We start from the raw sequence: 21,886 nt of genomic DNA on the forward strand, positions 1-21,886 counted from the left end.
CCGACCTGTCGGGTCATCGGACGAGCGGGATTCGTTTCGCCGAAGACGAGGCGGATGATTTCGAGACCCGTCGGAGGGCTTTCGCGTCTCATTGCGGCGACGACCATCGCTCGATGGATCACGCACTCGAATTCGAATAGCGCGCGAGTCGATCTGAATCGCGCCGGGACGACTAAGCGAACCTATATCAATCTATACCTATTCTAGATTCGGCTTGACTCCGCTTCGAAGTTGACAGTTCGCGATTTTATCAGTATCTAGATAAATTGATGCAAGGCGCGATTTCGAGTTCGCCTCGCTCATAGGTCCCCCGTCCGTGATCCGGTCTGCTGTCTCCATCGCCGACGGGCGCATCCGCGCCAAATTCGATGCGACGAGCTATTTCGAGCAGGCGACATCCCGAACCATTCTGGAGATGGCACACGGCAACTGGACCGGCATCCCCGCGCTCGATGCCGCACGCCACTGCGCCGACCACCGGCGATTCCGCGAACTCAAATACGCGCTGGATCGCGCGTTCTCGGTTCCGAGGATCGAGATACGGGCCGCGGTCCATGGTCCGGATGCCCTGCGCTGGATCCGTCTGCACCGGGCCGACGTGGCCGCCAGGATAGAGGCGGACTTGGATCAGGACGTGTGCGGGTTCTCGCGGCCGGACGTGGGTCCTTCGTGGGATTGGTCGCCGGACTGGCCTTCGGACTACGAACGCCTGGACCGTTTCGAACACGATGCGGCCTGATCGCGCGCAGGCTTGCCAGAGACGTGACTTGCGGCGATCCTTCCGGCTCTCGGAAGGAGTAGACCGGAAATGCGTTCCTTCACAAACGAAGACGTCCGGACCGTTGCGGAGGCCCACCCATGGGCGGAGCGCCTGCTGCGCCATCTGCGTGCGGATTCGGAGATGCTCGCCCGTTGCGGACGGGAAGGTTTCGCGTTCCGGCCCCTTCTTGTTCACGGGGCGAGGGCCGACGCCCGGCAGCGGGCTCTGTTTGCGGCGGTCGCGGGGTGCGTCGGCATGTCCTGCAGGGCATTCGCGCCTCACGAGGTTGAGGCCGAGGGGTGGTGCCGCAGCGGAAGCCGGCGCGAGATCCGCGTGTTCGAGGACATCGAGCGCTGGTCCGGCGAGGCTCTGCTCAGGATCGAGACCATGCTGCGCGCGGGTTGGGACGACGACGTCCTCCCGGTCTTCGTGGCGGCACGGGCCGACGACATCCCGGGCCGCATCTCGCGCATGCTCGCCGATGCGCCGATCGGCGAGGCCGCGGGGCATCCGGCCGCGCTGAAGCGGCTCGTCGCGACCGAGGTCGCCGAAAGCCTCCTCACGGAGCTCAAAGTGGCCGCGACCACCCGCGCGACGGCGCTCGCCGCCCTGTCGGCCCTCTTCGGATCCCCGAAGGTCCCGAGCGACCCCTACGAGATGCGGCTTCTGGGCCTGCGGGCCCTCACCGACGTGACGGACTGGAGCGACGGCCGCTCTTTCGCAGACTACGTCCAGCGCAGCCTCGGCACGTCGCGCGCGGGCGATCGACCGACGCGGATCGTCGTGAGGGAGATCGGAGGCGCCAACGACTCCCGCGGGATCGCGGACATCTACGCACCACTGACCCGCCCATTGCCGCTCGGCGGCGGCCACCTCGATCCAAGGGACATCGCGGCCGAGTTGATGGAGGAGATGCCGTGGTTCCGGCACGCCATCGCGCGTCTGCGGAACGATCTGCGGATCGCCCATTTCGCGGATCGGCCCTACCTCAAATTCCGGCCGCTGCTCCTCGTCGGACCCGCCGGCGTCGGCAAGAGCCGGTTCGCGCGCCGGCTCGCCCAGATCGCGGGCGTCGGCTACCGGTACCTCAACGCAGGCGGCAAATCGTCGGGCGCGGACTTCGTCGGCAACGGCCGGTCGCATGAAGCACCGACGCCGTGCGCGCCCGTCGAGGCGATCTTCCGGTCCCGCTTCGCCAATCCGATCATGTTCGTCGACGAGATCGACAAGGCGGCCAAGAACCTAGCCGCCGGAAAGCTCGAGGACGCCCTCCTGGCCGTCCTCGAGCCGGAAACCGCGAGGCGCTACTACGACGAGTGCCTTCAGGCCGACGTCGACCTGTTCTACGTGAACTACATGCTCGCCGCCAACGACCGCATGAACATCAACGACATCATGCGCTCGCGCGTGAGCGTCGAGACCGTCGAGAAGCCTCCGGCCGACGCCTTCCCGCAGATCGCCAGGAGCATCATGAACGAGGTCGCGGCCGACTACGGGCTGGACCCCGCGAGCATGCCGGGGGCGTGGGAATTCACGAAGGCCGAGTACGAGTTCAAGGCCGGCCGTTCGATCCGCGTCATCAAGCGCATGATGATCGACATGCTGCCTGAAATCCTGGGAGCGCAGCTGCGGCCGGCGGCGCACGAAAGCGTCGCCGCGGCGATCTGACGACGGGTCCGCCGAGGCTTCAGTACGTCCGCGCCTTGCGGTCGATGCTCTGCTGCCGCACCAGGGCGTCCCGGAACTCGCGGAAGTAGTTGTCGATGCGCGCCCTGTAGCTGTCCGGGCTCTGCTCCTCGGCATAGACCACGCTGACGCGCGAAGGACCGATCTTGCCGCGTTCCGGTGGGAACGATTCGCCGGTGATGACCGTCGTTCCGTCCCGGATCTCGACGTGTCCGCGCCCGCGGACGGGATCGAAATCCCGCATGTTGGAGGATGCGAGATGGCGCCGGTAGCGCGTCTCCAGGTTCGTCAGCGTCTGTTCGGCGGGCGCGGCGAGATTGTCGCCTTCGAGATCGAGACGCACTTCCTCGACCTCGTGGGACATGCGCACCGGCACCACCTCGGGCAGATCCTTGCAGATCGGGATCTCCTCGGAGCAGGCCGAATTGATGCTGCTGCCGATGGGCAGGCGCGGCTTCCAGGCCCGGAAGTGGAGGCTCGGGCGGCGGCCGGAGGCCTCCATGACGAAGCGGCCTGGGCTCGGGCGGAAGTTGACGGTCAAGGTGAACCCTTCGAGCGGTGCGGGCATCGGCCGAAGGCGGATGGCGAACTTCTCCCAGAGCATGAACTGCCGCGCGCCCTGCCAGACGTCCGGGATCTGGAGGTCTCCGCCGCCCGGCACCTGCGAGGCGCGGCCCTGGACGACGTGCTTGAGGACCTTCGGGAACGGCTTGCCGTCCACGGGATCGAACTCCGGGCCGCGCTCGGTCGGGAAGAGGGACTGAAGGAAGGTCGTCAGATGCTCGGGTCCCAATCCGCGGGCGCCGTCGAAGGAGAACTCCTTCGTCCGGTCGACGCCCGTGTCGCGGAACTGCAGATTGACCCGATAGCGGCCCTTGAGCTGCTGCAGCTTGCAGAATACCTCCGCCGGTCCGTCCATTGGTTCGATGCCGAGGAAGAACGGCGTGCGCGAAGGGCGCTCGCCCGTGGCGACGTCGCAGAGCGCGTGGGCGGGGGCCATGCCCACGGCGAGGAGCAGGGCGGCGGCGGGGAGGCGCATCTGTCGGTTCCTTCGTCTCGACGACGACCATCGTGCGCATCGCAGCCGCGGGCAAGTGAGGCGGCTCCCATTCCTTCAATTTCGTTGACGGGCGCGCCGGCCCGGCTCATGCTCCCCGGCATCGAAGGAGTGAACCAGTGACAGACGAGGCCGGAAACGCGCGCCGCAGGCAGGCCGTCGGGGACCGCCCCGTCTCCGTGTACGTGGTCGGCGGCGAGGTCTCGACGCTCGGGTCGGCCGATCCCTTCTGGTTCAAGGCGCCCGCCGTGTTCATGGGCTGCCTGCAGGTCTTCCTGTTTCCTTTCCGCGCCGTGCTGCTGGCGGCCGAGATCGTCCTCGCCTCCGCCCTCCTGGCGCTCGGCGTCGCGGGCTGGATGTGGTGGACGAAGCGCATCACGGACCAGGACGTCGCCGACCTGCTGATGGAGGCGGGCGACCGGGTCCTCTCCATCCTTCGGAGCGCGGGAGTGTTCTGATGGCCCACGTGCGGTCCCTGATCAGGGCCCTGGCAGCGACGCTCGCCGGCGCGGTCGTCGGCGTCCACGTCTCCGCAGCCGTGCCCGCGCTGGTCTTCGAGGGCTCGTTCGGCGACTTCCTCCGGATGACGGCCGCGGTTCAGCTGACCGCCCTCTGCACTGCCGTCGCCACGGCTCCTCTCCTCGCGCGGGGATTGCGGGAGGACGGCCCCCGCCGCTTGGCATGGCAATGCGCCCTGATCGGCGGGATGGTCGTCGCGGGCGCCGAGATGCGCTGGATGATGTTCCTGGATCTCTCGCCGACGCCGACGCACTTCTGGAGCGTCGTGTTCAACGCGCTGCTCCGCGGCGTGCCCGGCGGCGTCGTAGGCGCCGGCATGGCAATGGCGATCCTCCACTGCTCGGCTCCGCGCCCGAAGGCCCTCGCATGAGGCCGCTCCCCGAAGGGACTGCTTTCGCGCTTTCCGAGGTCGAACGGGAGAACCTCCGCTTCCTGTCGAGGGCGCTGACGCTGAGGGTCGATCCCGCGGTGGTCGGCTTCGTATGCCGGCGCGGAGGACCCCGTCCGGGCGAGGACTGGTTCGAGGCGTCCCGGGTGCTGACCACGACCAGGCGGGCCTACGACGTCCTTCCGAAGCTCATCAGGGTCGTCGGTCCCGAGGCCGCCCCGGGCCTGATCCTCTACAGGTGGCGTTTCCTGTCGGCTCCCCCGGCGCACGACGTCCTGGAAGGCCGGCGATCCGTTCTGCCCGGTTCGGCCTCGATTCTGGCCGAGGCCGCCGCACTCGCCTACGCGCTGGCTCAGCGGGCACTGGCGGACCGCGAGACCCGGATGCCGGCGTTCGAGGCCTTCGCCAGAACCGTCGAGCGGGATCTTCCCTTCCGCGCCGGCGCTCTGGCCCTGCACATGGCGGGCGCTCTGATCGACCTCGACGCGGGCGTCCGGCGAGTGGCGGGGTGGGCGTCGATGGAAGACAAGCTGCGGGCCGATCTGCTCGGCCTCGGGGCGGTCCGTGCGGCGCGCTCCACCCGCTCGCGGTTTTCGCCGAGGTCCGTCATCCTGCACGCGCAGGAGTAGAGCGATGCCCCCTCGTTATGAAAACCTTCCGGCGCGCCCAGCGGCCGGTGGCGTCGCGAATGCCGGCCCCCGCGGACTGAGACCCGCCGATCCCGCGGCGGCCATGCGGGAGAAGCTGCGCCTCCTCTCCCAGGCGACCGCCCATCTTCGCGACGAGTACGGATCGGACGATCTCCGGCGTGGTGCCGAGAACGAGCGGCGGCTGGACCGTGGGCGTCCGGCCCTCGCCGGCCCCGCACCGGGTTGGACGGTTCCGGCGCTCCCGAGGGGCGGCGCGCTCGCCGGCCCGGTCGCGGCGGAACGGCTCCCGGCGCCCGTCGTCGGCGGACTTCCCGCGCTCGCGGGAGGCGGTGCCGCGCCGGGGGGCGCGCCGCCGCAGGTCAGGAGCTGGACCCGCATCCGCGACATGAACGGGGGGGCCTACCTGCACAACGAGGGCATCCGCGCCTTCATGCGGCGGCAGCACCGGCAGTGGCCGTGTTTCGCCCGGCACGAGCAGGTCTGGCAGGCCGCCGGCCGCGATCCGCTGGGCATGGTCTCGGGCCTCAGCCTCGTCCGCGGCCTGCCGCAGGCCGATCCGCGCGAGTCGCGGGAGGTCGAGCGCGAGATCCAGGCGGTCGCCGGATGGATCCGCGCGAACGGCGTGACGATCGCGGCGGACCGCGTCGATCACGGCCAAGCGCTCGGCAACTACGTCACCGAGGTCGTGCTGGCCACCACCGACGACAAGAGCTTCCTCCTCGTCCGCGAGCCGGCGGAGAACGGCTTCGAGGGCCTGCACATCTATTGCTGGGAGGGCGGCACCGCGATCTACCGCGACGGCGTCGGCCGCGCGTTCCTGGAACGGACGGCGCAGGCCCCGGCTCTTCCGGCGCCCCAGGCTCGCCTTGCCCCGCCGCCTCGGCCGCCGATTGCGCACGACCTCGCCGCCCGGCATCGCGAGGTCCCGGCCGAGGCCGGGCGCGCGAGCAAGCTCCGAGATCTGCCCACGGCGGCGTCGCCTTCCGTGACGGCATCGTCCGACCGCCTCTCGGGCTTGAGGTCGGCAGGCTTTCTGCCGGGCGGGTCGAAGGAAGGCCCTTTCCTCGCTCGTCCGGAAGAGGATGGAACGGTCACCCGGATCTTCGGCGAGAAGGGCAAGCAGCTGGCCAAGAGCGGGAGCTTCAGGATCCAGTCCCTCGACCAAGCCGGGACCGTGCTGGACGAACGCATGGCCGACGATCCAGAGGACGCGCTGCGGATGCCCCCGGCGGGGCCGCGCCCCTGATCCGCGCCGGGCGTTCGGAGCCCCGTCGATCCGGCTTGGTGCCGAGGGCGCTCCGATCCCAGCTCCGGATCAGCGCCTGCCGGTGAGGCCCGCGGCTTCGAGGGCCTGCCTGAGGGCCGCATCCCCGACGGGGGTCCCGGGATTTCCGGCGGCGAGGGGCGGCTTCCGATCGTGCCCGGGCGGCGCCACGGCGGACGCGGACGGCTCCGGCTCCGGAGCGGGAGACGGCGGCGGCTTGGGCCGCTCCGATTCGATGAGCCGGCCCAGGCGGGCTTCGGCGTCCAGGCGGCGGGCTTCCGCCGAAGGGCCGGCCTCCCGCTTCGAGACCGCATCGACCGCGTGCTTGGCCAGCCGCGGCGCGAGATCCGTCGTCCAGGGTCCCGAGAACAGGAAGCCAGCGTGCCCGCTCTCGGAGGCGAAGATGCGGAAGGGCGCGTCCTCGCCCGTCACGAAGACGGAGAGACGCGGGTAGTCCTCGACGACGCGGTAGGGTCCGAAATCGAAGCACCGATAATAGCCGCCGGCATCCGATGGCTTCATGTCCAGACCGCACCGGACGTACCGGCCGCCGTCCATGAGCGCCCTGGCGGTGCGGACGATCTGCGCCGCATCGGCGGCGAGCGGACGGGTCGGTGCGGCGGGAATCGCCGCCAAGGCGAGCGCGAGGACGGCCGGGATGCGCACGTCAGGTCCCGGCGGCAGTACGGGCGCCGGCACTCGGCCGCCTGTGCCAGAGCCCTTTGCGGTACTCAATCAGGCCGGCGCGCCTCGCCCGCTGCAGCAGGCGGTCGGCGATGCGGTTGGCTGGCCCCCAGGGGCCGTACTTGGGATCCACGGCGGCCGTGGGAACGCCGGACTCGACGAGGAACGCCTGGATTTCACCGGCCCGAAAACCGCTGCGGCTTCCGATCTCCTGCATGGCGGCATCGACGATCCTGGTGGGGACCTCGTATCCCTCGACGACGAACGGCTTGTCTTCGGGCATCGGGCTACTCCTGCCTCGTTGGATCGGGCGTCAGCCGGCCGGCATCCGGTGGCAGGTGGCGCCAGCGAAATCGACGTGATCGACGACGTCGAGCGTCCGGGCGCTGCCGTGCCAGCAGGCGTGCTGGCGGCAGGCGCGCCACTCGACGCGGCCGCCGCCGAGAAAGAGCAGGACGACTTCGGCGTCGGGGCCGCGCCACGTCATGGTCACGCGCCCATGCTGATCGCCCGCGACTTCGGTCGGGCTGCGGACGACGCCGGACGCGATCGCCGCGAAGCGAAGGGCGTCGGCGCGGCTGTTCTCGACGATGTCCCGCGTGCCGGCGACCGCTCTGGAGAGCCGGCAGATCGTGAAAGGTACGACCTCCGCGGTCATTGCGTGCGACGGTCCTCCAAGAGATCCATCTCGCGCAGGCGGAGCAGCATCTCCATGGCGTGGAATTCCCGCATCGCTGCCGGGTCCGCGTCCGGAGCGGTAGCGAGGACCGCCAGGATGGCCGCCTCCTCCGCCGAGAGCATGCGACCCAGGATGCGGCCGAGCGCCTCCCCGATGGCGTCGCCCTGGCGGAGGCGGTCCAGAAGCTGGCCGGCAGCGGCACCGAGCTGCTTGTCCTCCTGGTTCTTGCGGCTGCACGATTCCCCCAGGATCCTGAGAGCATCGGCGGCATCCACCTGCGCGCGGAACGCGTAGGAGAGGACCGCGTAGATGCGGGTCCGTTTGCCGTGGTCGAGCAGGGGAACGATCTGGTCGCGCTCCCGCGGGGGGTGGGGTTGGGCGTCGAGGGCTTCCTGCGCCTCCCCGTCTCCCAGGGTCATGACGAGCCGCTCCTTAGAAAAAGACCGTCAGACCATGCTTCGGCTGGAGGGTGCCGTCAACGTCGTTCCTTCGTCATACCTTGGCGATGGAAAGGAGCGTTAAGGCTTCGTACCGAAAGACCGCAGCGGTCGAACCCGTCCCCGGCTCCCGAGTTGACATCGCTACCGGAGGTCGCGACGGTGCGCTCTTCCGGCGCCGCGGCGGGCCGGCCGGAACATCGGCGGGGTTGACGGGATGGACGCTGAACGGCTGTCGCCGCGGGTGGACGAGATGTGGCTCGAGCCCCACGCGGCCGGCGAAGGCGTCCGCAATGCCGCGGCGGCTCTCGCGGGGGTCTCCGTCGACACGCTCTTCAACCGCATGGCGTCGAGCGCCGTCGCGGGCGGACCGGATGCGGCCTACGCCGTCGGCATGGCGCTCGTCGCGAGCGCTCTCGACGCTTCGCCGGTGGAAGGGACGATGCATCGCGGCCTCGGGCTCTCCTGGCTGTGGATCGCGGCCTGCCGGGGACACGTCGCCGCCGCCATGGAGATCGGGCGCTCCCTGTCCGCAGAGTCGGCCGCGGAGTTCCCGCGGAGGCCCCAGGCCGATCTGTCGAGCCTTGCCCAGCACTGGTTCAACGTGGCTACGGCGGCGGGCACGGATCGCCCTGCCGCGGCAGGGCCGATCGGCGGGCTTCGGACAGGTCGGGGACGGGGGGCGGGGATTCCGCGCGTGGTTCCGCCCCAGCCCCTCGCAGACCCTGCGCGAGGGCTGCCCAGAGAGAGCCGGCGGAGCGCATCGGCCGCGTTCCCTCGCGGGAAGGTCGTGCTGCGGCAGGGCATCGGCGACCCAGCCTCCACGGAGGGAACGGCGCTCGCCAAGCGCTACGCCGCCCTGCTCGGCGGCCCGATCCCCTGCGTCGGGCGCGTGCCGAAGCCGGGCGAGATCATGGCGTTCTTTGAGCGCAAGTGGCCGTGGGCGATGTGCGTCGCCGAGCATCTGCAGAGCCAGGCCGACCTGCTGACGCTCGCGGGGCTCGGCCACTCCGCCGACCCGATCTACGGAGGCGGCGCGACCGTCACGATCGAGCCCATCCTCCTCGTGGGAGAACCCGGATCGGGCAAGACGCGCCTCGCCAAGGCGATCGGCGACCTCTTCGGCCTCCCCCGCGTGCTCGTGCCCTGCGGCGGGTCGTCCGACCACGGCGGACTGGCGGCCTTCTCCCGCGGTTGGTCGACGGCCCGCGCCTGCGCGCCCGCCCAGGCGATGGCGGAGCACGGTTGCGCGAACCCGCTCATGATCCTGGACGAGATCGACAAGGCCAGCCGCCCCGGCGGTCAGAACGGCAGCGTCATGGGCACCGCGCTGTCGATGATGGAGGAGGCCCAGGAGTACCACGATTCCTGCCTGATGGCCCCGATCGACCTGTCCGCGGTCACGTTCATCGGCATCGCCAACGACGAGAAGCTCCTGGAGAGCGCGCTCCTCGACCGTTTCGACGTCCAGCGGATCCCGAGGCCGAAGTCCGAGCACGTGCCCGTCATCCTGGAGGCGATCCGCGACGACGTGATCGAGCGCCTGGGCATCCATCCGTCGGCATTCCCGAAGACCACGCGCGAGGATCTGAAGCGGTTCAGGGACCTGTTCGACGGATCCAGCGGCTCGCTCCGGGTCCTGAGGAAGGCCTATCGTCGGATGATCGGCGTGAAAGCGGGCCTGCAGCTGCGCGACGACATGGACGGGGGCCGGCAACTCAACTGAGGCGCCCCCAGCCCTCCGGCAGCGGAATGGATCCCGGGGGAAAGATCGGCGCCTGGACGCCCGAAGGAGTAACCGACCGTTGACGGTGGCAAGAAAAGCCTCGCGTCGCGCCGTCGCAACCTGACCCGGCGGCATGTAGTCTTCAGCAACGAGCTCCAATTTCTGGATCGAGGCCTTCCTTGGCGCGCCACCGCATTCCCGTCCTCGCCCTCATCGCGGCGTTGGCTCTGCCCTCCGCCGCTTCGGCTCAACAGGCCATGCTGACGCATTCCTCATGGTTCGTCCGCGCGGCCGACAAGTTCCCGGACAAGCGCATCTACAGACGCTTCGCCGTCAAGCCGGACGGCGACATGCCGAACGTTGAACTCTACAACTGCCCGCGCGACCCGGACAACTTCATCCACATCAGCTTCGAGATGCGGAAGGTGCGCGACCTCAAAGAAGACTTCCCGTCGACGTTCCAGAAGATCGAGGGCCGCTTCCTCGTCAACGAGACAAGCGCCTTCTCGCTTCCCGGCGAGTTGATCAAGTCGGAGATGTTCTTCGACCGCACGCCTGCGACGGCCAAGGACTTCGACCGCGTCGTGGCGGCCAGCGACCTGATCCTGCTGTTCGGATCCGGCAACTCGGCAGTGAAGTACCTCCGTACGACCGACCTCGACAAGGCCATCCCGCGCTTCTTCGAGGCGGCCAAGGTCGGGCCCATGAAGCCGTTCACGTCCGACGAGGTCCTGCGGGACTGCCTGCGCTACAGAAGCGGACGGTGACGATGACGGGAAACCTGATGATGCGCGCGATCCTTCTCGCCGCGGCCTTGCTCGCCGCCGCATGCCCGTCCGCCTACGCCGCCCAGGGCGAAGTGCCCCAGGGAGGCAAGCCGTTCCTGAAGAGCGGGATCAGCAACTGCGTGGCGCCGGGAACGACCATCGAGTTTCATCTGACCGGCCAGGGGACCGCCCAGGTGGCCAAGGCGTCCAGCAACTATCCTCCCCTGCTAAGGGCCGCGAAGGTGAAGATCTGGAAGGCATGGGAGGTCGACCGCGACGGTCTGCGCCTTCTGATACTGGACAACGGCCGGGCGACCCGGATCATGGTCAAATTACCGAACGGGAACGGCATGGCCTTCATCGGCGAGAAGGAGGGCGGCGTGTCCGACATCCTCTGCCAAGTGCTCGTGAGCCCCTGACGGTCAGGCTTGGCGCAGCGGCAGGAAGGCCTCGGCCAGCCGACGCGCCAGCAGGGGTGGTACGGCGTTTCCGATCTGGCGGGCCACCGCCTCCATCGAACCGACGAATGCGAAATCGTCTGGAAAGGACTGGAGGGCGGCCGCTTCCCGGGCGCTGACGGCACGGTCCTGCTGGGGATGGCCGAAGCGGCCGTTGCTGAGGGAGTTGCAGCGCGTGGTCAGAGCCGGCGCAGGACGGTCCCAGCACATGCGGCCGTAGACGTCGGTGTAGCCGTCCACACCTTCGTGGCAGGCGAGCCTGAGGTCCTTGCTCCAGGAGCGGCGGTCCGCCCCGGGCGGGGTCGCCCTGATCCGGCGCAGGTTCGTCTCCGAGAGGCCGGACGCCCTGTGGTTCGCCACCGAGGGGCATTCCCCGCCGGCGGGGATCGCGGGCAGGTGCGCGATGGCGTCCCGCACGGTGGCGTATGGGCGCCGCCCGGCCCCGTGCGTGGGTGCCGGCAGGGAGATCGGCCCCAGGCGGCTGGCCAGCACGACCAAGCGGGGACGGTGCTGAGGCACACCGTAGTCGGCGACCTGGACGGTCTCCGCCACGGAGTGATAGCCGAGCCGCCCGATCCGCTCCAGGAAGGAATGAAGCGGCCCCTCATCGGGACGGTCCTGCTGCCTGATGGCGGGGACGTTCTCGATGAGGATGAAGTCCGGCTCCAGTCCCCCCACGAACCGGACGACCTCGCCCAGCAGATCGGCCCGGGCGTCGTCTGGCCGCTTCTGCCTGTTCTGCTTCGAGAACGGCTGGCAAGGCGCGCACGCGGCCAGAAGCAGCGCACTCCGCGAGGCCGGCGCGAGGGCGGAGGCGATCTCATCGACCGCGACGCCCCGGATGTCGGCCGCGAAGGTACGGGCTTCGGGGAAGTTCCTCGCGTAGGTGGCCAGCGCGCCCGCGTCGATGTCGACGGCGGCTGCCGGCGTCATGCCCGCCTGCCTGAGTCCGCAGCTCGTTCCTCCGGCCCCGGAGAAGAGATCGACGACGCGGCAGGGCATGTCAGGCCGCGATCCGCCGCTCGTCGGCCGCAGCGAGATCGGCCTCGGTCTTCAGGATGGCACGTCCGATCGCGTAGCTGATCTGCGGGACGACCGCGTCTCCGAACGCGCTGCAGCATGCGCGAGCCAACCAGTCGGAAACCCCATCAAAACCTCGTAGAGAGCGGCCAAGCTTTTCTCCGGCGTGGACCCATGGAGGATCATGCGGAAAGAGCTGATCAGATCCGTTCCTTCCCCGACGGCGTTCCTCGTGCGTGGGGAGGCGAACAGGCTCCGCAGGTTGCCGCCCCGCTTCTTCTCCGCATTCGGCTCGACGGCGCCGCCCCGGACCTCCGACTTCGTCGGCGTCGGCAGGATGCCCAGCGCCCGCATGCGTTTGCGCGAATTCGAGCCACCTTCCAGGCGAACCCCACCCTGCTGTTCCTGCGCGAGGGGTGTCGGTAACAGCGAGGATCCAGCACCGTTGGCGCCGGTGAAGAAGCCCGGCGTGCCAAGCACCCACCACGACCGGCGTTGGGGTGTAGCCGATCTGCTCCAAGCCGGCGAGCACCCGGTCCGCTCCGCGAGTTCGGAGGCGAGGTGAGTTCTCAAGAGCAAGCCAACGCGGCCGCAGTTCGGCGGCGAGGCGAAGGGCGTGGTCGAAGCCGGTCCCCGACCTGTCGCCGTCGAGACCTCGTCCGCGCACGTTGGCGGCGGAGACGTCTTGGCACGGAGGGCTGGCGCAGACGACGTCCGGAGCCCTGCCTCCGAGGTCGGCCAGAAGGCGAGTTGCCGTGAGGGCTCCGACATCGTCATAGAGCCTCGCGTGCGGGAAATTGGCGCCGTAGACCCGGCGCCGCCAGGGATCGATCTCGCAGGCGGCGAGCGTGCGGAAGCCGGCCCGTTCCATGCCCAGGCTCCAGCCGCCGCAGGCGCCGGAGAACAGGTCGAGCATGGTCGGCGCCGTCATGCGTTCCGCGTCAGGCCACGCGCCCCTCGGCGGCGATGCGGCGGCGGAGTTCCGTGCCGACCCGGCCAGGGCGGATGTAGGGGGTGTGGGCGTTCGCCAGAAGGGCGTCGACGACGGCCTGTCTGCGGTGACGGACCATCCGGGTCTCGATGGCGTCGACGATCGCGGCCATACGTGCGGCGTCGGGCAGCTGTACGATGATGCGACGCTCGTCCATGTCCTCGAACCTTCTCGTGTCCTGTCCGTGCGGAAGGCCCATGAAGGAATGAGCCCGATGATGCCGGTTCGTCACACGGATGGCAACAAGCCATTCCTTGTTCGGTTCCTTCGAACCTGCACGCATCGCGAAATCGCACGGCACTGGTTAGCGGACCGTCAACGGAACTGGCCGAGCGACAGCTTCGATCGTGGCGGTTCCGGCTCGGGCCACGCCTTCGCCTCGCGGTGGGAGATCCTGGCTGCCGCCTTGCCGAACGCAGCGGTCACGTCCCTATTTTCCGTTCCTTCTCCCCATCCGCATTCACGCATTTGCAACCAAGAAAATTCCGACCTAATAATCCGATGCCTTCCGGCCGCTCCTTCGCGAAGGAGCGACGCGACGGAGGGCCGTCATCGGATCGTCGCTGCGGCGACAAGGAGTGCAACATGAAGGCTATGATGCTCCGCGTCGCAGGACGCGGCTATGAAGTGCGCCGTGAGCTGGCCGCCATCCGCGCTGCCGCCCGCCGCCGCGGTCTGACGCTGATCGAGACCGCGATGGTGCTCGCCCTCGCGGCGGTGTTCCTCGCGGGCGTCATGCTGTTCTTCCAGAACGCTTCGGTGGGCTCGAAGACCAACGAGGCGACCAGCCAGCTTGCGGCCATCCAGCAGGCGATCCGCACCGTCTACGCCGGTCAGGCCTCCTACATCACCAGCACCGGCACCATGGAGCAGGCTCTGATCGCCACGCGTTCCGTGCCGGCCAAGATGGTGACCGCAGACGGCGCCGGGCTGCGTCATGCCTTCAACGGCCCCGTGCTCCTCGGCGCGACCGCGGACGGGGCGAACTTCCAAGTGGTCTTCAACGGCCTCCCGTCGGATGCCTGCTCGAAGATGCTGACGATGGACTTCGGCCGCGGTCTGCTGACCGTCAGCGGATCCTCGAGCGTGCAGTCGCTCGGCGGCTCCGGCGGCAGCAGCGGCTCGACGGGACCGATGAATCCCGTCGAGGCCGGCCAAGCCTGCGGCAACAACAACACCTCGTCGATCGCCTGGACGTTCTTCTGAGCCTCTGCGAAGGCATCCCGGCAATGGCGGACGGGGCCTTCGGGCCCCGTTTTTCGTTGGTCCGTCCGCATGCGCCCCCGTCTCGGCTCCGTGTCTTCCTCTCGGACCACGCTTCGCCCCGGCGGGGTTCGTCGCGCGGCATGAGGGGTGGTCGCCAACGAAGTGTCGAAGCACCCTCCAACGAAGTTCGTCGAGTCTTCCGCCGAAGAAGTCAGACGGCATCTGACTTTTCCGAGTCCCGCCTCAGGAATAGGGCCGCCAGCTCGAATTTCGTCCGAAACCGAGAGCTTGCCGCCTCCGTTCATGCGCTTGCAGAGAACGGAGGCTTTCATGTTTCTGAGGACAGCAGCGCTGGCGCTCGCCATGGGCGTCGGCGGCGGGGCGCACGCCGCCAACCTCTATCAGAACTGGTACCCGAACACGCCCTACGTCCAGCCGGGCAGCGACTATGCCGCCTATCAGCGATTCCCCGGCGGATTCGGCTACACGACCCAGAAGCGGGTCTACGATCCCTACGGCTACGGCGCCTACGGCGACGGCTATGGTCCAGGCTACGGGTACGGATACGGTGGCGGCTACCGCGGCATCGGCTTCGGCGGCTACTACGATACCGACTACTCGGGTTACCGGCCGCCCACGTATTACACGGCTCCGAGCGCCTACCTGCCCCCCTACTCCTACTACAACGACCAGAACAACGGTCGCGACTATCCCGCGAGCTACTACAGCGGTGGTGGCTACGACTTCAACGGCCACGGCCCTTACGGCGGGTACAACACGTTCAACGTCCGCGGCATCGGCTACACGCCCGGCTACGATCCCAACGCCGGCTTGACCGACCCGGCGGCATACCAGGGCGGGATCTATCCGAGCCCGAACCGCTACTCGCGCTCGATCGGCAACGCGCAGGCGGCCCGCTACGGCAGCCCGGCCTACCAGGGCGGCTTCGCCCTCGCGCCGACCGGCGACTACTACGCGGTCGCGGGCGGCCCGTTGCAGCGGTCGCAGTACTACACGTCCGCCGTGTGGGCGACCTACGGCGGCGGCCTGCGGGCGACGGGGCGCGCGGCGGCGGCTCCCGAGGAATTCGGCGGGCCGGTTTGGCGCGATGTGCCACGCGGCCGCGGCGACGTGCGCGACGCATACCCGCCGGAGGAGCGCTCCGCCCTGGGTCCGTACCCGCGCGGCCGGATGGACGATTATCTCCCCCGTGCGAAGCGGTGGGACGACGAGCGGCTGCGCAGGCGCGTGACCCGCTGCTCGGAGCGGACGATCTACCGGGGCACCGAAGCCCGGACGATCCAATACTGCAGGCCGTGCTCCACGTACCGTGCCGACGGATACGAGCGGACCTCCTGCGGGCGCGAGCGGGTCGTGGCGAAGGACTGAAGCCTCCTCTGCAAACGTCGCGATCGGCGAGGGGCTCTCTCCGCGAGGAGGGGGCCCTTTCGGTCGTGCGCGGTCCGGTCCATGCGGCGCGTCGCCGAGAAGGGCGGAGGACCGGATGCACGGCTGCGCAGGCGCCGCTTCCGCTTTGCGCCCACCGCGGCCATGCTGGCGGTGGCAGCGGGAGATGACCATGAGCTGGGACCGGGAACGCCTGCTTCAGGAGTACGTCGTCACGACCTCGAACGCCCTGTTCAAGGTCGTGCAGGACCGGATCGGGGTCACCGAAGGGGATCTGGCAGCCCAGTTCTGGATCGGCCATGACATCATCGATCGGACGGTGGAGGCCATCGAACGGCGTGCGCCCGGCTTCCAGATCACGGAGGACCTCGCCTTCGGCGCCGCATGGCCCACGATGACGGCGATCCCGGACGCGGAGCCGGCCAGCCTGCGCTCCGCGGGCGAGGAGTACCTGCGGCGTCTCGGCGAGCTCGTCGGCGCGGATCTGGCAGACGGGGAGCTCGTCGGTCAGTACGAGATCATGCTGCGCGACTACGTCGCCTCCGAAGTGGCAGCGAAGGTGTCCTACGGGACGAGAGGATGAACCCGCCTATGCCATCCGTTCCGGTCCTCAGTCTGCCGCGGGTCTACCACGTCGGCACCCTGGACCCCGCCCTCCGGGGGGTGCTGCACCGCTCGAGCCAGGAGGGGCCGTGCCTTTCCGTCTCGCTCTGCCCGGAGAGCTGGGTCGGGATCGCGAGGCTCGGTGGCAGCCCTCTCTTCGCGCTGGAGCGCGATGAAGCGGCCTTCCTCGACGTCCTCGCCGCCCTGCGCGATCCCGAACTGCGGGACGTCATCGTGCGCTGGGCGGAGAGCGAGGGACTGATTGCCCTCCGCGAACAGTATAAGGCTTGGCGGTACGACGACGAAACCGAGGAGTGGAGCCACTTCCTGTTCGACGCCCGGCAACAGGCCGAGGCGGAGGTCGACGAGTTCGCGGACGGTCCGGACGGCGGCCCGGCGGTCGAGCCGCACATGGGCCACGTCGCCACGGAGGAGCTTGCGCGGCGTCTCGGCTGCGGTCCGGTCGATTCCTTGTTCGCCATCGACTTCGCCGCCATCCTGTGGGCGCGCGAAGCCGCTCCTCACTACCTCGGGCGCACCCTCGACGGGGTATGGTTCGCCGAGGACTACGCGCCCGAGCGGCTGTCCGCTCCGCGGGGCGGCATTTTCCCCGAGATCTTGTCGGCCTGGACCGCGCTTCCAGTCGTTTGGGCGGACGTCGACGACGAGGAGTATCTCGAGGCCATGCCCGAGGCCGTACTGTTTCCTCTCGCAGGCTCCGCCACGCCCGCCCCGTCGGCGATCTGACGCCGCCGGGCTCGCCGTCGCCCCTGCATCCGGCAGGAAGCCGCACCGATCCGCGGACGCGACGTTGCATCGAGGCATCGAACGGCTTCGCTTGCCCTCGGCAGCCGGCCGAGGGGTGTCCGGCAACGAATTAGCGATTGACAAGCCCGGTCGACGGCTTACTCCTTCCACGACCGCCATTCCTTCGATCCCGCAGCTGCGGATTCGTGGACGACACCTCGTTCGGGCCCGCGCGACGCCTTGGACCACGCAGTATGTGGATCATTCCTTCGACGGGCCCACTACATGTGGGCGATTCGTTGTGATTTTCATGCTCGGATCCTAGCCCGTTCCTTCGTGAAGCGCGGCGGCCAGCGCGCCGAAACACATTCCAGCCAGCGCGCCGCAGGACGGCGCCGTACGTTCCCGTGGATGAAAGGCTCCCCATGAAGATCGAGCGTCGCATCTCGTCGGCGGAGGGTGGTCCCTACGCCGGTCTGACCTTCAAGGACGTCACCAGCGAGATCCGAAACCCCGACGGGTCCGTCGTCTTCCGCCTCGCCGGTATCCAGGTGCCGGAGGCTTGGTCGCAGGTGGCGAGCGACGTGCTCGCGCAGAAGTACTTCCGCAAGGCCGGCGTGCCCGCCCGCCTGCGCAAGGTCGAGGAGAACGACGTTCCTTCCTTCCTCTGGCGGTCGGTCGCCGACGAGGAGGCCCTGTCCCTTCTTCCGGTGGATCAGCGCTACGGCAGCGAGACCGATTCCCGGGAAGTGTTCCACCGGCTCGCCGGGTGCTGGTCCTATTGGGGTTTCAAGGGGGGCTACTTCGGAAGCGGCCTCGAGGGCGAGGCCAACGTGCGCGCCTTCTACGACGAGATGGTCGCGATGCTGGCCCGTCAGATGGCCGCTCCCAACTCGCCGCAGTGGTTCAACACCGGCCTGCACTGGGCCTACGGCATCGACGGTCCGAGCCAGGGCCACTTCCGTTGGGATCCGGCTGTCGGCAAAGCCGTGCCGACGGCATCGTCCTACCTCTACCCGCAGCCGCACGCCTGCTTCATCTCCAGCGTGCAGGACGACCTCGTCAACGAGGGCGGCATCATGGACCTGTGGGTGCGCGAGGCCCGCCTGTTCAAGTACGGATCGGGCGTGGGCTCGAACTTCTCGATGGTCCGCGGCCGCAACGAGAAGCTGTCCGGCGGCGGCAAGTCGTCGGGCCTGATGTCCTTCCTGCAGATCGGCGACAAGGCGGCGGCCTCCATCAAGTCCGGCGGCACCACGCGCCGCGCCGCCAAGATGGTCATCGTCGACATCGACCACCCCGACATCGAGGCCTTCATCCAGTGGAAGGTCCAGGAGGAGTACAAGGTCGCGGCGCTCGTGACTGGCTCCAAGGTCGCCTCGAAGCACCTGAACGCCGTCCTCAAGGCCTGCGTGAACTGCGAGGCCGAAGGGACGGCTTGCTTCGACCCCGAGCGCAATCCCGTCCTCAAGCGCGAGATCAAGGCCGCGCGCCGCGCCTCGGTGCCGGACGCCTACATCAAGCGCGTGGTGCAGTTCGCCTCCCAGGGCTTCACCAGCATCGAGTTCCCCGTCTACGATACCGACTGGGAGTCGGAGGCCTACCTCACGGTTTCGGGCCAGAACTCCAACAACTCGGTCTCGCTCACGGACGACTTCCTGCGCGCCGTCGAGGCGGATGCGGAGTGGAAGCTGACGGCCCGCACGACCGGCGAGGTCGTGAAGACGCTGCCGGCCCGCGAACTCTGGGAGAAGATCGGCGAGGCGGCCTGGGCCTCGGCGGATCCCGGCCTGCACTTCAACACCACCATGAACGAGTGGCACACCTGCCCGGCGGGCGGCCGCATCCGCGGCTCGAACCCGTGCTCCGAGTACATGTTCCTCGACGACACGGCCTGCAATCTCGCTTCGGCCAACCTGCTGACGATGTACGACCGGCGGACGAAGCGTTTCGACGTCGGCATGCTGGAGCACGTCAGCCGCCTGTGGACGATCGTGCTCGAGATCTCCGTGGCGATGGCGCAGTTCCCCAGCGCCATGATCGCCGAGCTCTCCCACCGATACCGCACCCTCGGACTCGGGTACGCCAACATCGGCGGGATGCTGATGTCCACCGGGATCGCGTACGACAGCCGCGAGGGACGCGCGATCTGCGGCGCGGTCACCGCGATCATGACGGGCGTGGCCTACGCCACCTCCGCCGAGATCGCGGCCGAGCTCGGACCCTTCGAGGGTTACGCCGAGAACGCCGAGAGCATGAAGCGCGTCATCCGCAACCACCGTCGCGCCGCTCACGGGCATGGCGACGGCTACGAAGGGCTGTCGATCACGCCCGTCGGGCTCGACCACGAAGGCCTTCGCGGCCCTTCGGCACGACAGCACGGCTACGACGGCCTCAGCGACGCCGCGGTCGAGGCCTGGGACCGGGCGCTGGCGCTCGGCGAGGAGCACGGCTACCGCAACGCCCAGGCCACCGTGATCGCGCCGACCGGCACGATCGGCCTCGTGATGGATTGCGACACCACCGGCATCGAGCCCGACTTCGCGCTGGTGAAGTTCAAGAAGCTCGCGGGCGGCGGCTACTTCAAGATCATCAACCAGGCCGCGCCCGACGCGCTCCGGGCGCTCGGCTACCGCGAGTCCGAGATCGCCGAGATCGAGGCCTACGCGGTCGGCCACGGCTCGATGGGCCAAGCGCCCGGGATCAACCCGACGACGCTGCGCGCCAAGGGTTTTTCGGATGACAAGGTCGCCGCGATCGAAGCGGGCCTGAAGTCGGCCTTCGACATCAAGTTCGTGTTCAACCGCTGGACGCTGGGCGACGACTTCCTGACGAACACCCTCAAGGTGCCGGCGGACAATCTCGCCGACCCGACCTTCGAGCTGCTGCCCTTCCTGGGCTTCACCAAGCGCGACATCGAGGCCGCCAACACCCATATCTGCGGAGCGATGACGCTGGAGGGCGCGCCCTTCCTCAAGACCGAGCACTATGCGGTGTTCGACTGCGCCAATCCGTGCGGGCGCATCGGCAAGCGCTACCTCTCGGTCGAGAGCCACATCCGCATGATGGCGGCGGCCCAGCCCTTCATCTCGGGGGCGATCTCCAAGACCATCAACATGCCGAACGACGCCACGGTCGAGGATTGCAAGGCGGCCTACCTGCTGTCCTGGCGCCTCGCGCTCAAGGCGAACGCCCTCTATCGCGACGGCTCCAAGCTGTCGCAGCCCTTGAACGCCGCCCTGGTCTCGGATGACGACGACGACGATGCGACGGAGGCGCTCGACCGGATGGCGCCCTCGGCGAAGGTCGCCCACATCGCGGAGCGCGTCGTCGAACGGGTGATCGAGCGCGTCGAGCGCGTCCGCTCTCGCGAGAAGCTGCCGGCCCGGCGCAAGGGCTACACCCAGAAGGCGGTGGTCGGCGGCCACAAGGTCTATCTGCGCACCGGCGAGTACGACGACGGGCGTCTCGGCGAGATCTTCATCGACATGCACAAGGAGGGCGCGACCTTCCGGAGCCTGATGAACAACTTCGCCATCGCGATCTCGCTCGGACTGCAGTACGGCGTGCCGCTGGAGGAGTACGTCGAGGCCTTCACCTTCACCCGCTTCGAGCCGGCGGGCTTCGTGCAGGGCAACGACGCGATCAAGAGCGCCACATCGCTCCTCGACTACGTCTTCCGCGAGCTCGCGGTCAGCTACCTGTCCCGCAGCGACCTTGCCCATGTCGAGACGGAGATCAGCGGAACGTCCCTGGGTGATCCGACCGAGGGGAAGGTCCAGTTGCCGATCTCGGTCGGCCTCGTCCGCGGCGCAACGCCTGCCCCGAACGTGGTCGAGGCCTTCGTGCGTCCGGCGCCGGTCGACAAAAGCCCGGCCCCTGCCGTATCGGGCACCCTCGCGCTGGCATTCGACTCCGCTGCGGCCGCCCTTGCAGCGGCTCCCGCTGGGAAAGCCGAGGAGACTCTCTCGCTCGCCCAGAAGACGGCGATCGCGAAACAGCAGGGGTTCACCGGCAACGTTTGCCCGAACCCGCGCTGCAATTCGACCCGCATGATACGGACTGGAAAATGCGAGGCTTGCCTCGACTGCCAGGAAGGTGGCGGCTGCGGGTAGGATTACCTCTGTAGGTATCTACACCCATGGCATGACACTGGTATATGGCCCCAATCTGCCTATCGGGCTGCGTCTTGCAAGAAAAGCAACCCGATAGGCTATTGGAGATCAGTCGATCAGGCTCCCTACTCTGGCTCGGTCGACAGCTTTTTCCGGTGCTCAATGGGAGCAATCGAGGACCGTCGGCGCAGCCTCAATGGTTCCCGCTGGGGATAGACACCCGAAATTTCGCTCAGAAGGAATGAAGCGCCGACCTTTCTGGCAGTTCTGGCGGCCGCTGAAGCACCGGTGGTGCCTTCAGTAGCGTTTGCCTTACACCTCGTACATCCCTTAGGATCGCGGCTCGTCCAAGGAACGGATCGGCCATGTCACTCCTTCGTCGCGCCATCACCTTCGCCCTCGCGGGCGTGATGGCCGTCGGCCACCCGGCCGAGCTGCTGGCCGCCTCCTACGTCTTCCGCCAGCCCTCCGCCGCCGGCACCTACCCCGTCCCCGTCATCACCAACAACGTCGTCAACTCGAACACCTACTACAAGGTCGACGGGCGCACCTACTCCATCTCCTGGCAGGGCTCCGGCGGACGCTCGCCCTACCGCATCGAGATGGTCGGAGCCCCCCTGCCCCCGGGCTGCGCCGCACCCGTCCAGACCGGGTCCATCCTCTCCACCAACTGCACCTTCAACCAGGAGGGCAGCTACGGCGGCGTCGTCGCCCAGCTCACC

General features: G+C 68.6%; 23 protein-coding genes. 15 read left to right on the top strand and 8 right to left on the bottom strand.

Annotation, left to right across the window (positions count from 1 at the left end; translation table 11 throughout):
* The first annotated feature begins 316 nt into the window (after window positions 1-316).
* Together MFF56_RS21145 and MFF56_RS21150 are read left to right on the top strand one after the other, a co-directional pair.
* Window positions 317-739, top strand: coding sequence for a hypothetical protein (locus MFF56_RS21145; protein WP_238230899.1), 423 nt, complete (start codon window positions 317-319; stop codon window positions 737-739).
* Between the two features lie 354 nt (window positions 740-1,093).
* Entirely contained in the window at window positions 1,094-2,428 is a 1,335-nt protein-coding gene (locus MFF56_RS21150; RefSeq protein ID WP_238230900.1) for an AAA family ATPase, read from the top strand.
* Between the two features lie 19 nt (window positions 2,429-2,447).
* On the opposite strand, the gene MFF56_RS21155 is transcribed toward MFF56_RS21150, so the two are convergent.
* Window positions 2,448-3,485, bottom strand: a complete 1,038-nt coding sequence (locus MFF56_RS21155; protein ID WP_238230903.1) for a hypothetical protein — start codon at window positions 3,483-3,485, stop codon at window positions 2,448-2,450.
* Between the two features lie 137 nt (window positions 3,486-3,622).
* Between MFF56_RS21155 and MFF56_RS21160 the strand changes: the two genes are divergently transcribed.
* The 4 genes from MFF56_RS21160 (at window position 3,623) to MFF56_RS21175 (ending at window position 6,306) form a co-directional block, all read left to right on the top strand.
* Window positions 3,623-3,961: a hypothetical protein gene (locus MFF56_RS21160; RefSeq protein ID WP_238230905.1), complete on the top strand. Its 339-nt coding sequence runs from the start codon at window positions 3,623-3,625 to the stop codon at window positions 3,959-3,961.
* On the top strand, window positions 3,961-4,392 hold the full coding sequence (locus MFF56_RS21165; RefSeq protein ID WP_238230907.1) for a hypothetical protein: 432 nt from the start codon (window positions 3,961-3,963) through the stop codon (window positions 4,390-4,392). The genes MFF56_RS21160 and MFF56_RS21165 overlap by 1 nt, the downstream gene beginning before the upstream one ends.
* On the top strand, window positions 4,389-5,039 hold the full coding sequence (locus MFF56_RS21170; RefSeq protein ID WP_238230909.1) for a hypothetical protein: 651 nt from the start codon (window positions 4,389-4,391) through the stop codon (window positions 5,037-5,039). Before MFF56_RS21165 ends, MFF56_RS21170 begins: the two co-directional genes overlap by 4 nt.
* 103 nt (window positions 5,040-5,142) lie before the next feature.
* A complete protein-coding gene (locus tag MFF56_RS21175) occupies window positions 5,143-6,306 on the top strand; it encodes a hypothetical protein (RefSeq protein ID WP_238230911.1) in 1,164 nt (387 codons plus the stop codon).
* Window positions 6,307-6,375: 69 nt separating this feature from the next.
* Here MFF56_RS21175 and MFF56_RS21180 read toward each other — a convergent pair whose 3' ends face one another.
* The 4 genes from MFF56_RS21180 to MFF56_RS21195 are packed head-to-tail and all read right to left on the bottom strand — an operon-like array spanning window position 6,376 to window position 8,106.
* Window positions 6,376-6,990 (bottom strand): hypothetical protein, encoded by a 615-nt coding sequence (locus tag MFF56_RS21180; protein ID WP_238230913.1) that lies wholly within the window; start codon window positions 6,988-6,990, stop codon window positions 6,376-6,378.
* 1 nt (window position 6,991) lies between these two features.
* Window positions 6,992-7,291, bottom strand: a complete 300-nt coding sequence (locus MFF56_RS21185; protein ID WP_238230915.1) for a hypothetical protein — start codon at window positions 7,289-7,291, stop codon at window positions 6,992-6,994.
* Window positions 7,292-7,321: 30 nt separating this feature from the next.
* Window positions 7,322-7,666 (bottom strand): hypothetical protein, encoded by a 345-nt coding sequence (locus MFF56_RS21190; RefSeq protein ID WP_238230917.1) that lies wholly within the window; start codon window positions 7,664-7,666, stop codon window positions 7,322-7,324.
* On the bottom strand, window positions 7,663-8,106 hold the full coding sequence (locus MFF56_RS21195) for a hypothetical protein (protein WP_238230918.1): 444 nt from the start codon (window positions 8,104-8,106) through the stop codon (window positions 7,663-7,665). Before MFF56_RS21195 ends, MFF56_RS21190 begins: the two co-directional genes overlap by 4 nt.
* A gap of 235 nt (window positions 8,107-8,341) precedes the next feature.
* Between MFF56_RS21195 and MFF56_RS21200 the strand changes: the two genes are divergently transcribed.
* From MFF56_RS21200 to MFF56_RS21210, 3 genes are all read left to right on the top strand, one after another.
* Window positions 8,342-9,850, top strand: a complete 1,509-nt coding sequence (locus tag MFF56_RS21200; protein WP_238230920.1) for an AAA family ATPase — start codon at window positions 8,342-8,344, stop codon at window positions 9,848-9,850.
* A 179-nt stretch (window positions 9,851-10,029) separates the two neighbouring features.
* The gene (locus MFF56_RS21205) at window positions 10,030-10,617 is read left to right on the top strand and encodes a hypothetical protein (RefSeq protein WP_238230921.1); all 588 of its coding nucleotides are present in this window, start codon (window positions 10,030-10,032) and stop codon (window positions 10,615-10,617) included.
* A 2-nt stretch (window positions 10,618-10,619) separates the two neighbouring features.
* A complete protein-coding gene (locus MFF56_RS21210; protein ID WP_238230923.1) occupies window positions 10,620-11,036 on the top strand; it encodes a hypothetical protein in 417 nt (138 codons plus the stop codon).
* A gap of 3 nt (window positions 11,037-11,039) precedes the next feature.
* Here MFF56_RS21210 and MFF56_RS21215 read toward each other — a convergent pair whose 3' ends face one another.
* From MFF56_RS21215 to MFF56_RS21225, 3 genes are read right to left on the bottom strand one after another with little or no spacing between them, the layout of a single operon-like run.
* Window positions 11,040-12,077: a DNA cytosine methyltransferase gene (locus tag MFF56_RS21215; RefSeq protein WP_283207438.1), complete on the bottom strand. Its 1,038-nt coding sequence runs from the start codon at window positions 12,075-12,077 to the stop codon at window positions 11,040-11,042.
* A gap of 1 nt (window position 12,078) precedes the next feature.
* Window positions 12,079-13,011 (bottom strand): DNA cytosine methyltransferase, encoded by a 933-nt coding sequence (locus MFF56_RS21220; RefSeq protein WP_238230926.1) that lies wholly within the window; start codon window positions 13,009-13,011, stop codon window positions 12,079-12,081.
* 25 nt (window positions 13,012-13,036) lie between these two features.
* The gene (locus MFF56_RS21225) at window positions 13,037-13,369 is read right to left on the bottom strand and encodes a hypothetical protein (RefSeq protein ID WP_238230928.1); all 333 of its coding nucleotides are present in this window, start codon (window positions 13,367-13,369) and stop codon (window positions 13,037-13,039) included.
* 302 nt (window positions 13,370-13,671) lie between these two features.
* Here MFF56_RS21225 and MFF56_RS21230 point away from each other — a divergent pair, with 302 nt between their 5' ends.
* The 6 genes from MFF56_RS21230 to MFF56_RS21255 all read left to right on the top strand — a co-directional run.
* Window positions 13,672-14,292, top strand: a complete 621-nt coding sequence (locus MFF56_RS21230; RefSeq protein ID WP_238230930.1) for a type 4 pilus major pilin — start codon at window positions 13,672-13,674, stop codon at window positions 14,290-14,292.
* Between the two features lie 330 nt (window positions 14,293-14,622).
* Entirely contained in the window at window positions 14,623-15,681 is a 1,059-nt protein-coding gene (locus tag MFF56_RS21235; RefSeq protein WP_238230932.1) for a hypothetical protein, read from the top strand.
* Window positions 15,682-15,871: 190 nt separating this feature from the next.
* Window positions 15,872-16,282 (top strand): hypothetical protein, encoded by a 411-nt coding sequence (locus MFF56_RS21240; RefSeq protein ID WP_238230934.1) that lies wholly within the window; start codon window positions 15,872-15,874, stop codon window positions 16,280-16,282.
* A gap of 8 nt (window positions 16,283-16,290) precedes the next feature.
* Window positions 16,291-17,049, top strand: coding sequence for a hypothetical protein (locus MFF56_RS21245; RefSeq protein ID WP_238230936.1), 759 nt, complete (start codon window positions 16,291-16,293; stop codon window positions 17,047-17,049).
* Between the two features lie 425 nt (window positions 17,050-17,474).
* Window positions 17,475-21,164, top strand: a complete 3,690-nt coding sequence (locus MFF56_RS21250; protein ID WP_238230938.1) for a vitamin B12-dependent ribonucleotide reductase — start codon at window positions 17,475-17,477, stop codon at window positions 21,162-21,164.
* A gap of 365 nt (window positions 21,165-21,529) precedes the next feature.
* On the top strand, window positions 21,530-21,886 hold a 357-nt coding region (locus tag MFF56_RS21255), incomplete at its 3' end, for a hypothetical protein (protein WP_238230940.1).

Origin of the sequence: Methylobacterium hispanicum, from assembly GCF_022179285.1 — a bacterium.
Lineage (GTDB): Bacteria > Pseudomonadota > Alphaproteobacteria > Rhizobiales > Beijerinckiaceae > Methylobacterium > Methylobacterium hispanicum.